The sequence below is a fragment of the Salinicoccus luteus DSM 17002 genome (genome assembly GCF_000712035.1).
GTDB classification, from domain to species: Bacteria; Bacillota; Bacilli; order Staphylococcales; family Salinicoccaceae; genus Salinicoccus; species Salinicoccus luteus.
In genome coordinates, this window is record NZ_JONV01000007.1 from 67,688 (window position 1) to 79,677 (window position 11,990).

An 11,990-nucleotide genomic window follows, 5' to 3' on the forward strand; every position below is an offset into this window, starting at 1 on the left:
TTGAAAACACTGCCCGGAAAACCGGGCAGTGTTTTATTCGTCAAAGCTGAAGTTGTCGGGATCCTTGCCCATCCGCTGATTGGAATCGAGACTGTCGATCTTCTTCATGTCCGCATCACTGAGTTCGAAATCGAAAATATCGATATTCTCCCGGATGCGTGAAGGCGTTATGGATTTCGGGATTGTCGATACACCATTCTGTATATCCCACCTTAGGATAATCTGTGCCGGTGTTTTGCCATGCTTCTCCACGAGCTCCTGGATGACCGGCTCTTCGAACAGTCCCCCGCGTTTCAGAGGCGCCCATGCTTCCAGCTGAATATCATGTGCCCTGCAGAAGGCGTGCATTTCCTTCTGGGCCAGATGCGGGTGGTATTCCAGCTGATTGAGCATCGGTTTGATACGGCACATTGCAAATATGTCCTCAAGGTGCTGCTGATGGAAATTACTCACCCCGATCGCCTTCACCCTGCCTTCGTCATAAAGTTTTTCTAGCGCCTTCCACGCCTCCGTATATCTTCCCTCAATCGGCCAGTGGATCAGATAAAGATCCAGATAGTCGAGGCCGAGATTATCCATGCTGACCTCAAACGCCCTCAGAGTCTCCTCATACCCCAGATCGTCATTCCATACTTTCGTCGTTATGAAAAGGGAATCCCTCGGCACCTCAGAAACTCTGACTGCTTCGCCTACGCCCTTTTCATTGCCATAGAAAGAAGCCGTGTCGATATGCCGGTAACCCGCTTCGATTGCAGTCAGCACGGCATCCCTCACCTGGCTGCCATTCTCTGCCTTATATACACCAAGGCCGATACGGGGCATCTCCACCCCGTTGTTTAAAATGTATGTACTGTTTCCGGAAACTGTCATCATTGCTCAATCCTTTCGTCATCTGTCATACTTTGCTTCCACCATCATATTACTTTTCCACTCAACATATCAAACAGATTACAAATACCATGTTTGCGTTCATAAGGCCCTTCATATCTGTTAAAATATATGATAAGTCAATCTAATCATATCTAAAAATTACGAGAACGTGCACTTAAGGAGATTTTTAATGAGTACAATAAATGTATTGGTGACCGGCATAGGCGGTCCCATAGCCCAGGGTCTGATCCAGGGTTTGAAGAAAAGACAGGATGTCACGGTGATTGGTGTCGACCGGCGTAGGGTGACAGCCGGCCACCAGTTCTGCGACCGCACATATCAGGTGCCGCGCTATTCCAATGTGGAAGCCTATCTGGGCAGGCTGAAGGAAATCATTGAAAAAGAGGGAATCGAAATCATCTTCCCTTCCCTGCATGAAGAGGTCAACATATTCCATAAGAACCGCGATGCGCTCAAACCGCTCATCGCCCTGCCTACAAGCAGCGACTTTGATGTACTGATGCACAAGGAACATGTATACCAGAAGCTCGAATTGATGGGGCATGGCAAGTACATACCGAAGTACAAAGGCTTCAACACGGAAGAAGAGCTGAGGGAGATAAACGCTTCCCTGTTCAGGGAGGACTCCCACTTAGTGGTCAAGACAGTAGACAGCTATGCCTCTTTGGGCTTCGCGATTCTGACCGACAAGGAAAATTATCTGGCGGCGCTGAAAAGCGGAAAAAAGCACACCGTCGACTTTGAGGACTACTGCAGGATCATCGATCCGTCCGAACGCAAGCTGGCGATGGAACTCATCAATGGCCAGGAGTACAGTGTCGACGTCTATCTCCATAAGGGGAAAGTCGTCGTTGCTGTCCCTCGGGAGCGCACGGGCGTCTCCAACAATATCGTCCTCGACGGCAAGGTCGTCAATCACGCGGATCTGATCCGTGCCTCCAAAGAGATTACAGAGAGCCTCGTGGAGGACGGTTTCATCAATATACAGTTCATGGAAAGCGACACGGGCTATAAACTTACCGATATCAACCCACGCTTCTGCGGCAGTCAGATCATGAGCCTCGGTGCCAACGTCAACTTCCCTTCTCTGTTCATCGAATATCTCCATCTTGGAAATGAGATTCCCGTAGAACCCATATGGAATACACGCATGCTCAGGTTCAGGGACCAGATATTCGTACATGAAGAATGAAATAGTGTGATGATATGAAAAAAGCAGTCATTCTACTGATGGTTCTGACCATCGTCTCCAAAATCTCGGGATTCCTGAGGGACCTGACACTGGCATACTTCTATGGCGCCTCGGAAATCAGTGACGTTTTCCTGCTCGCCATCAGCATCCCGACCATCGTCTTCGGGGTGATTGCCGCAGGCATCTCCACGGGATATATCCCGCTCTACTCCCGCATAGAAAATAAGCTCGGGGAACGGGCGGGGATAGAGTACACGAACAACCTGATCAATGTACTGATGGTCTTCACGACCGTCCTCGTTGCGCTTGCCCTGATCTTCACCGAATACCTGGTGAAGATATTCGCCATCGGATTCGAAGGGGAGACGCTTGCACTCGCAGTGATGTTCACCCGATTCAGCATTTTTGGCGTCTACTTTACAATCATCATCCGCATCCTGAGCGCATACCTGAACTATAAGAAGATATTTGCCGTCCCTTCGCTGATCGGCATTCCAATGAACCTGGTGCTGATCGCCGCCATCGCCATCAGCAGCAGGACGGAGTGGATCTATGTACTTGCCATGGCAAACGTCATCGCACTGTTCATACAGTTCCTCATCATCGTCATCGTCGCATACAGATATGCCTTCAGGTTCCAGGCTGTATTCCAGCCAAAAGACAGGCACATCAAGGAGATGGCCGCCCTCGCCTTCCCGGTCATACTGGGGTCGAGCGTTTCCCAGATCAACCGGCTGGTGGACCGTTCATTGGCTTCCTGGATATCAGTGGGGGGCATCTCCTCCCTCAACTACGCCAATACGATGAACACCGCCTTTCTCGGCATATTCGTCTCCTCGTTCGTGACGGTCTTCTATCCGGACATCTCCAGAAAAGCCGCGAAAGGCGATATGGACGGCCTGAAGTATACGATGAACCAGACGATCATCGGCGTATTGCTGCTGATCATCCCCGTGACGGCGGGTGCCCTGGCATTCGCCGAACCGATCGTCCGCTTCCTGTTCGGCCGGGGTGCATTTGATGAGACGGCAGTTGCACTCACGACTTCCGCCTTCTTCTTCTATTCTATCGGGCTGATCGGAACCGGGGTCAATCTGATTCTGACCCGCGTATTCTATGCCCTGCAGGACACGAAGTCCCCAATGATCAACAGTGCAATCGGCATGGGCATCAATGTCAGCCTGAACTTTGCGCTCGCCCCCCTGCTCGGCATCGGGGGGCTCGCCCTGGCCACAAGCATTTCCGCCCTGATTACTGTCGTCCTGCTCACACAGGGGCTCCGCAGGAAGCTCGGTCGTCTGAACCTGACGATGCTGGCGCCTTCGGTTCTGAAGATCATTATGGCAGCAGGTGGCTCAACGCTCATCGGCCTGGTGCTGTATAATGCATTTGAAGCACCACTCGGACTGAACATCAGCCTGATCCTTGCAGTGGCTGTGACGGTTCTGCTGTATTTCGCTGTAGTGTATCTATTGAAGATTGAGGGTGCCGACATATTCATCAAAGGCATCATAAACCGCTTCAGAAGAAAAAGGAATTAGGATCCTCCGGATCCCAATTCCTTTTTTTCTATACCAATATTCAATTCACCTACAGGAACAATGCACCATAGACCAGCCCGAAAATGATGACCAGTGCAGGATGGACATTGAACTTCGTCAGCATGAAGAAGCTTGCCACAATCAGTATGATGGTGTGGAGACTGCCTGAATCCGTGAAGGCATTGCTGAAGAAGTCGTATGCGATGATGCCGAGCAGGATCGCGATGACCGGACGGATCAGCGTCGTCAGCGTTTCGAACTTCTTCGTCCCCTTTAATCTGTACAGAAGCCCTGCAAGAAAGACCATGAGCATCAGGGAAGGCATCACCGTTGCAGTGACCGCCACCACCGAACCGAGGACGCCCCCGACTTCAAATCCAATGAAACCGGCCATCTTCGTCGCTATCGGTCCCGGCAGTGCATTGCCCAGTGCCAGCACTTCCGCAAACTCCTGGGAATCCATCCATTCGTAATTCTGCACCACTTCCTGCTCCACAAGCGGTATTGAAGCCGGCCCCCCGCCGTAACCGAGGATTCCAGGTATGAAGAAGGCGAGAAATATCTGCAGATAGATCATATGCGTCCCTCCTTCCTGAAGAGACTGAATACCACGATGATGAGGATGATGATGGCCGGGTGGACTTCAAGCACTGCCAGGAGGACGAAGGCAATGAGCGTGAACAGTATGATGAACTGCCACGTCGTCCGTGCCTTTGCCTTGGCGAGGAATTCATAGGTCAATATCGCCAGCATGACCCCGACCACCGGCATGACACCATGGCTCATCCCCTGAACCCATTCGAGATCCTTGAATTCGGTGAAGAGCTTCAGCAGGATGATCATCAGTATGATGGTCGGCAGAATCGTTGCGAACACCGCATTGGCAAGGCCAAGCCACCCTTTCTGAAGATATCCGATATAGCCGCCGAGCTTTGTCGCTATCGGACCCGGCAGTACGTTCCCTATTGCGAGTGCGTCCTGGAACGCTTCATCCGTCATCCACTTGTGCGTATCGACGACTTCCTTATGTACGAGGGGTATGGAGGACGGTCCCCCACCATACCCGAGCATGCCTACTTTGAAAAACACCCAAAAAATTTTAAAATGCATTGTTTTCTCCTAGTATATGGATATTGAGCCATCCGTCCGGGATTCGGTGCCGCCGATCAGGGCGCCATCCTCCCCCCGTATGATGACCTGCCCCCGCCCGAAACTATTCGGCTCGAGGTTCACGCTGATCTTATGCCCGCGCCGTGCGAGTGCCCGGGCGATATCCGGATCGAACCGGTCCTCGACCTCGACGTCCATGCCGGACTTGAACTGCCACCTCGGAGCATCGAGTGCACTCTGTGGATTCATATTGTAGTCGATCAGGTTCATTGCCACCTGCAGATGACCCTGCGGCTGCATGAACGCGCCCATCACGCCGAACGGGCCGACCGGCCTGCCACCTTTCGTAATGAATCCCGGGATGATCGTATGGAAGGGCTTCTTGCCGCCTCCGACAAAATTGGCGTGATTCTCGTCCATCGAAAAGTTGTGCCCCCGGTTGTGTAGGGCAAGACCGGTTTCCGGAATGACGACGCCGGAGCCGAATCCCATGTAGTTGCTCTGGATGTAGGAGACCATGTTCCCTTCTTTATCCGCCGTCGCCAGGTAGACGGTGCCGCCCTCGGGCAGGTCCCCATGATGCCTCAATTCTGCTTCTTCCTTGATCTCATCGCGGCGCGCCTTCAGATATGCTGCGTCAAGCAGTTGGGAGACGCCCACCTTCATATGTTCGGGGTCAGCAACGTATGTCGTCGTATCCGCAAATGCCTGCTTGATGGCCTCAATCTGATGATGGTATGTACGCGCATCGAGTGCACCGAACGCATCATCCTTCAGCATGCCGAGCGCCATCAGTGCAGTGATTCCCTGGCCGTTTGGTGGAATCTCATGGATTTCATGTCCCTTATAGCCAATGCTGATTGGCTCCACGTAATCCACTTCGAAACCTTCGAGATCCTCATGGGAGAGAAGTCCGCCCGTTTCATTGCTGTAACGGATGATCCGTTCTGCAAGCGCCCCTTCATATACACTTTTCCCGTCAGTTTCTGCAATGTCCCGAAGTGTTTCTGCATGATGCGGCAATGTCTTTATCTCACCCGCCGATACGGTGCCGAAGACATCGAGCCATGGTTTGATTTCCTCGAAATTATCTGCCTCCCTGCTGTAGTTGTCATATGCGGCCTGCCAATATTTCGCTGTAACGGGCGTAATTGCAAATCCTTCACTTGCTGCCCGGATGGCCGGTGCAAGCACTTCCTTCAGCGTCAGGTTGCCGAAGTCACTGATGAGTGTCGCCCATGCTTTCGGCACTCCCGGCACATTGACTGGCAGCCAGCCGAATTTCGGCATCTCGCTGAAGCCGCGTTTCTGGATTTCCTCCATGCTCAGCCTGCGTGGTGAACGTCCACTGGCATTCATTCCATGCAGCCTGCCGTTCATCCAGGCGATCATGAAGGCATCTCCGCCGATGCCGTTGCTCGTCGGTTCGACGACTGTCAGCATCGCGGCCGTGGCGATGGCTGCATCCATGGCATTTCCACCCTGCTTCATCACTTCGATGCCTGCTTCTGTAGCGAGTGGATGTGTCGTTGCGACCATGCCATTTTTGGCGTATGTACTGAAGCGTCGGTTCATATATGGATAACTGTAATGATTCATATCCGATCCCCTTTTTTCGAAATTTCAATCATTTTTGGATATAAACAAGTCCTGCTCTGTTCACAGGACTTGGTCTTATTCATCTGCCGCAGCATTTTTTATATTTCTTCCCGCTTCCGCATGGACATGGGTCGTTCCGGCCGACCTTGACCTCCTTCACTACGGTCTGGGTCTCCAGTTCCGACTCCTTGTGCCCCCGGTATTTGAAGTGCCGCGTATTTTCCACAATGCCGGCGATCATATCGAAGAAGCCGCGCTGTGCCTCCACGTTGCCGAACTCCACATTCAATGACATCAGATACTGGAGGATTTCATCGCGTTTCGACCCCTGCATGATGAGCTGGAGCAGGGAGATGTAGACGCTGTGGTGCTTATCTTTAGGCACGTCCACATACTTCTTCACCCATTCCTTCAGTTGTCTGTGGTGCTTAGACTCATCAATATAGTTCGGATCGCTGAATTTGATGAATTTGGCGAACTCAGGCTCATAGTATGGTCTGTCCCCCTGCAGTTTCCGGACCATTTCATACTGGGCATAGTTCATGTCGTCGATGACGATCTGCCTCTTGTCCTGGTCGATGGAGATGTCGTACGGAGAGGCCTCGAGGAATTCCACGATTTCTTCTGCTGTCATGGCCATGTTGTAGTATTTACTGAAGAGATGGATGAGCTGGTCGAAGCTGACGATGCCGTACAGGTGCAGGGCTGCCCGGACGAGATTGAGCTTTCGCTGGATCTCCAGGCGTGCTTCACGGTTTTCCTCGTTGTCCGCTTCCCCGAAAAGCTTGGGCACCCCTTCTGCAATAAAGAAATTGTCCTCATGTTCAGGGTCTTCAAATGCATACCCCATGATGTACAGGCCAAAGATGTCCTCCAAGTTGTAGTACGCCTCTGGGCGGTCGGTGGAATCCTGCCATGTCCTGAAGGAGCGTTCATCTATATATTTATAGGCATATGTCGCCGTCTCGGCAGTATGCTGCTGCTCAATGATCGCATCGATCAGCTCGTCCTTTTTATACTTGGAGAAATTTTTGACTGAAATTGTGCGGGCCAGACGCTTCAGGTCATTCATATTATAATCTTTCAAATAGGTTTTTGCATTTTCCATATTAGAAAAACTCCTCGCTCCTGATTCTTTATCCTATTTTACCATACCGTCCCCGTGATTGATAAATAATCAGAATATGGCCAGAGCGATATAGATGACGCTGGAAACCGTCACCGCACTCAGCAGGGTGCTCATCATGACGATTTCAGCCGCATATTCCGGATCATCACTGTATTCCTGGGCAATAATGGAACTGTTTACGGCAGCCGGCATGGCTGCAGTGATCAGGATGGCCTGCGCCACCACGCCTTCCACATTGAAGAGCAGCAGCAGCCCGAGCGCCAGTGCCGGACCGATAAGGAGCCGGCTCAATGCACCGACCAGGGCACTCCATCTGAGGCGCCTGAATTTTATGCCTGCAATCTGCGCCCCCAGGATGAAGAGGACAAGACCGATCATCGCACTTCTCATATAGTCCAGTGATGTTTCGACGGGCGCCGGCACTGAAACGCCGAAGTAGTTGAACGCGAGCCCCAGCACCAGCCCGTAGAATATCGGCATCCTGAAATAGCCGAGCAGGGCCTTCGCCCGGCCGACATTCTTCGCACTCAATGAGAATATGCCATAGGAGAAGGCGAACATGTTCTGGAAGACCACGATCATCACCTGGATGCTCATCGCGTAGGGGTCGCTCCTGAAAACGAGGTCATTCACCGGCACACCATAATTGCCGGCGTTATAGAACAGGTTGGAGTTTGTGAACAGTATGGTCCTGTCCCTGCTGAGGCCGAGCAGCTGCGCGATCAATTTCGCGATGATGAAGGAGGCGGCTGCATAGACGATCAGGAGAAGCATCACATTGATGAGCAGTGCAAAGTCGATGGAAGACTCGTACAGGCTCATGAAAATGAAGGCCGGCATCACATAATGGATGCTCAGCTTCGCCAGTGTAGATCGGTCGAGACTGAATTTGAGCTGTATGACATAGCCTGTTGCCACAATCAGTCCGATGGGCAATATGATGTTTATGAAGATAAAGATGAATTCATTCATTTTAACGGCGTCCTTCTATAGCATGATGATGTATACGAATATGATGCTCCCCAGCACGATGAAGAAGAGCGGCACCCGGAGCACCGCCAGTATGACTGCGAATATGCCCCCGAACACTCCGTATACCGGCTGCTCCACGGCTGTAAGGATTCCCGGAAAAATCAGTACCCCGAGGGCGGCATAGGGTATATAATTCAAATATGTAATAATCCATTCCGGCAGTGAGAACTTGCCCACGATAAATGCCGGAAGTATACGTGTTATGATGGTGACAGCACAAAGGGCGGCGATGAGCAGGATCAATTGAATACCTCCAGTCGTTCAAGAATGACACCAAGGAGTGCAGCGAGCAGAATGGCCGCGACGATGGCGATGCCTGAAGGCACAAAAGGGATGATGTTAAGGACATAGTGCATCAGCATCCCGAGAACTGCAACGATGCCGTACTTGTAATGGACCCTGACGGCCGGTATAAGCAGCGCGATGAATAACGCATAGAGGGCGATGCCGCTCGCCAGGATCACCCCTTCGCTCATCCATTCCCCAGCCAGATAGCCGACTGCGGAAAAGGCCACCCAGAAGGTGTAGGCAATGAAGAATGTGACAAAGTAGTTTGTGAATGTGTGCTGGTCTTCATCATTGTTCGCAGTGACCGCGAACGATTCGTCCGTCACGTAGGATGACAGGATCAGCCGTTTCAGGAACGACTCGTGCTTGAGATCGTAGTTGACCTTGAAGGCCATGACGAAGTGCCTTGAGTTGAGTATGAAGACTGCAATGATTATAGCCAATGCCCCGCTTGAGGTGAGCATCTGGAGTGCCAGGAACTGGCTGGCGCCCCCATACACCATGAAGCTCATCAGCACCGTTTCGAAAAATGAAAGCAGCGGTTTTGCAGTGATTCCAAATGCGACCGCAACGGGAAGATATCCCATGCCGATCGTCATCCCATCCATGATGGATCTCTTGAAAGCTGTTTGTGTCACAATATCACCACATTTATAATAATAAGACAATACGAATATTTTAACATATCTAAAAAACGAATAGCAGACCAATTAAAAATAATGGAGTGAAAGAAGATGAAAGCATTAGCGCTCGACATGGACGGCACCATACTGGATCACAGCGGACGGTTCTCCCTCAACCTGGTGGAGACACTGGCCGAAATCAAAAAAAGGGGCATGCATATCTTTTTTGCAACAGGCAGGACCAGCCATGAAATCATCAGCATCACACCCGAACAATGCCCGCTTGATGGCTATGTTGCCGCGAGCGGCATGGGCATCTATGTCGGCGGTGAGCTCGTCGATGCCGCTTCCTTTAAACCGGACTTCGTCCAGCAGATGATCGAAGCCGCACGGGAGCGGGAGATATACTATGAAGTGCATACGCTTGAAAACTCAAGCCGGACGCTCCTTCAGGACCAGGAATATTCATTTGCCGACATCAGCCGGGATCAGCCCGGGACGATGAAGGATTTCGAATACCGGTTTGCCCAGGATACGATGAACAGCGAAACACAGTGGGTTGAAGAGCTGCCGCTCGACCATGTCGTCAAACTGTTCTTCTTCAGTACCGATCTCGAAAAGATAAAGAAGTGGTACGACTACCTGGAAGCACGCCAGGATGATTCCGCCTACGCACTGTATACGACAAGTGTGCACAATGCCGAAATCATGCTGAAGGGCCGGGATAAGGCGACCGGGACGGCCACGCTGCTCGAACACTTCGGCATCGGCTTCGATGATGTCCACGTGATCGGCGACTCGATGAACGACCTGCCCCTGTTTGAGAAGGCCGGGCGCAGGACCGCCATGAAAAATGCGACTGAAGCCGTCAAGGCGGCGGCTGATGACATCACCGAATTCACATGTGATGAAGACGGGCTCAAGCACTATCTGGAGGAGACGTACTTGAAGTGAGGCCATCCTCACTTCACACCCAGATACCAGACATGCCCTTCCATCAGCTCTTCCGAAACGATTTCATGCCCGCCATCCGTGAGTTTCACATCCACCGATGCCCCCCTCAGTTCCAGACGCTGCTTCAGCTGATACGCTTCTCCGGCTGTAGCAACCATATCCCTGGCCCCGGCTGTCATCAGCACCTTTTTTCCGAGCAGGTCCACGTTGCCCATCTGTCCGCTTTTGTATGCCCCGTGCATCAGCATCGCCCCGGCAACCGGGATGGCATGGTTGAGCAGCATATGGGCCGCCATGTTCGCGCCATTCGAGTAGCCGATATAGACCGCCTTGGAGAGGTCCAGATCATATTCCCCGGCGAGTTCACGCAATGTCGCGGCCACCTTCTCCCCTTCGGCCTTCAGGCTTTCTTCATCATGCCCCTTTCCATCCCGTTTGAAGAAACGGACCTGCCCACTGTCCTCGACATCTCCGCGCAAAGACAGGATGTTTGCAGATCCGTCCACCATTGCAGCGACCTCGAGCAGATCCGTCTCCCGGCCGCCACTGCCATGAAAAAGTATCAGCGTATTTTCCTTGTTGTTCTTCGCTTTTATAAATAGATGCTTCACTTTGATGCCCTCCTTTATTAGAGTTTACCCTATTACTATTATATAATAATAACAAAAGACTCAGGAGGAGCGATATCCATGACAGTACTCGGCATCCATCATGTTTCATCCATCACAAGGGAGATCCTCGACAATCACGACTTCTATACAAATATCCTCGGTCTCCGCCTCGTCAAAAAGACGGTGAACCAGGATGATACGAGCATGTACCATCTATTCTATGCAGATCATGAGGGGACGCCCGGCTCCGACATCACGTTCTTTGAAATCGTGAACGCACCCAAATTCCAGGCGGGCACCAACAGCATTTCCAGAACCTATTTCCGTGTACCCTCAAAAGAGGCACTCGAGTTCTTCAGGGACCGCTTCGAGGCATACGGCGTCTATCATGAAGGCATCATCGAACAGTTCGGCAGGACCATCATGAAATTCGAAGACCATGAAAAGCAGCGCCTTGCACTGATGGTCGACCAGAGCGATGAACACGCCACACCGAATGTACATCCGGATATACCCCGGGCGCATGCCATCACATCCATCGGGGCCGTCGAGATGACCGTCCAGTACGTGAAGCCGATGGTGCAGTTCCTGGAGCTTCTCGGCGGGGCCGTGCATGGGGATTTCAATGATGATGCGACGGAAGCGGAACTCAAAGTCGGCGAAGACAGCATCTATGTCATCGAACAGCGCAGCAGCCAGCTCGAAAAGGAGGGGTACGGCAGCGTCCACCACTTTTCACTCCGTGTCGAGGATGAAGCCGAGCTGATGGAGATTGAAGAGCGCATCGATGAGGAGAACTGGAAGAATTCCGGTATCATCGACCGCTACTATTTCAAGGCGCTCTACATCACGACTGTCGGCGGCATTACGGTGGAAGTCTCCACAGACGGTCCCGGCTTCCATGTCGACGAACCGGTCGAATCACTCGGGGAGGCCCTCTCCCTGCCTCCCGAGCTGGAGGAGAACCGCGACCTGATCGAAGCCTATCTGACCCCGCTCAGATGAACCGTCCCCAGGTTT

The 11,990-nt window shown here is 52.0% G+C and carries 13 protein-coding genes; 4 read left to right on the plus strand and 9 right to left on the minus strand.

All coding sequences use genetic code 11. The features are described from left to right. Positions 1-33: 33 nt before the first annotated feature. Positions 34-873 carry an aldo/keto reductase gene (locus BO53_RS0103080; protein ID WP_031545319.1) on the minus strand — a complete coding sequence of 280 codons (840 nt, stop codon included), beginning with the start codon at positions 871-873 and terminating at the stop codon, positions 34-36. A gap of 187 nt (positions 874-1,060) precedes the next feature. Here BO53_RS0103080 and BO53_RS0103085 point away from each other — a divergent pair, with 187 nt between their 5' ends. After that, positions 1,061-2,083: an ATP-grasp domain-containing protein gene (locus BO53_RS0103085; protein WP_031545321.1), complete on the plus strand. Its 1,023-nt coding sequence runs from the start codon at positions 1,061-1,063 to the stop codon at positions 2,081-2,083. 14 nt (positions 2,084-2,097) lie between these two features. After that, positions 2,098-3,624 carry a murein biosynthesis integral membrane protein MurJ gene (gene murJ / locus BO53_RS0103090; RefSeq protein WP_031545323.1) on the plus strand — a complete coding sequence of 509 codons (1,527 nt, stop codon included), beginning with the start codon at positions 2,098-2,100 and terminating at the stop codon, positions 3,622-3,624. Positions 3,625-3,673: 49 nt separating this feature from the next. Here murJ and BO53_RS0103095 read toward each other — a convergent pair whose 3' ends face one another. From BO53_RS0103095 to BO53_RS0103125, 7 genes are all read right to left on the minus strand, one after another. After that, the gene (locus BO53_RS0103095) at positions 3,674-4,201 is read right to left on the minus strand and encodes a chromate transporter (RefSeq protein ID WP_031545325.1); all 528 of its coding nucleotides are present in this window, start codon (positions 4,199-4,201) and stop codon (positions 3,674-3,676) included. Beyond that, positions 4,198-4,734, minus strand: a complete 537-nt coding sequence (locus tag BO53_RS0103100; RefSeq protein ID WP_031545327.1) for a chromate transporter — start codon at positions 4,732-4,734, stop codon at positions 4,198-4,200. The genes BO53_RS0103095 and BO53_RS0103100 overlap by 4 nt, the downstream gene beginning before the upstream one ends. 9 nt (positions 4,735-4,743) lie before the next feature. Then, positions 4,744-6,333 carry a gamma-glutamyltransferase family protein gene (locus tag BO53_RS0103105; RefSeq protein WP_031545329.1) on the minus strand — a complete coding sequence of 530 codons (1,590 nt, stop codon included), beginning with the start codon at positions 6,331-6,333 and terminating at the stop codon, positions 4,744-4,746. Between the two features lie 79 nt (positions 6,334-6,412). Then, a complete protein-coding gene (locus tag BO53_RS0103110) occupies positions 6,413-7,441 on the minus strand; it encodes a Rho termination factor N-terminal domain-containing protein (protein WP_031545332.1) in 1,029 nt (342 codons plus the stop codon). 69 nt (positions 7,442-7,510) lie between these two features. Then, positions 7,511-8,434 carry an AEC family transporter gene (locus BO53_RS0103115; protein ID WP_031545333.1) on the minus strand — a complete coding sequence of 308 codons (924 nt, stop codon included), beginning with the start codon at positions 8,432-8,434 and terminating at the stop codon, positions 7,511-7,513. A 15-nt stretch (positions 8,435-8,449) separates the two neighbouring features. Next, a complete protein-coding gene (locus BO53_RS0103120) occupies positions 8,450-8,737 on the minus strand; it encodes an AzlD domain-containing protein (RefSeq protein WP_051682985.1) in 288 nt (95 codons plus the stop codon). Further along, positions 8,734-9,420, minus strand: coding sequence for an AzlC family ABC transporter permease (locus BO53_RS0103125; RefSeq protein ID WP_156956080.1), 687 nt, complete (start codon positions 9,418-9,420; stop codon positions 8,734-8,736). The genes BO53_RS0103120 and BO53_RS0103125 overlap by 4 nt, the downstream gene beginning before the upstream one ends. Before the next feature lie 96 nt (positions 9,421-9,516). On the opposite strand from BO53_RS0103125, the gene BO53_RS0103130 reads away from it, so the two are divergent. Further along, complete coding sequence (locus BO53_RS0103130; RefSeq protein ID WP_031545340.1) at positions 9,517-10,359, plus strand: HAD-IIB family hydrolase; 843 nt, start codon at positions 9,517-9,519, stop codon at positions 10,357-10,359. A gap of 8 nt (positions 10,360-10,367) precedes the next feature. Here BO53_RS0103130 and BO53_RS0103135 read toward each other — a convergent pair whose 3' ends face one another. Further along, positions 10,368-10,970 carry an alpha/beta hydrolase gene (locus BO53_RS0103135; protein ID WP_031545342.1) on the minus strand — a complete coding sequence of 201 codons (603 nt, stop codon included), beginning with the start codon at positions 10,968-10,970 and terminating at the stop codon, positions 10,368-10,370. Positions 10,971-11,048: 78 nt separating this feature from the next. On the opposite strand from BO53_RS0103135, the gene BO53_RS0103140 reads away from it, so the two are divergent. Continuing rightward, a complete protein-coding gene (locus BO53_RS0103140) occupies positions 11,049-11,975 on the plus strand; it encodes a VOC family protein (protein WP_031545344.1) in 927 nt (308 codons plus the stop codon). Positions 11,976-11,990 lie beyond the last annotated feature (15 nt).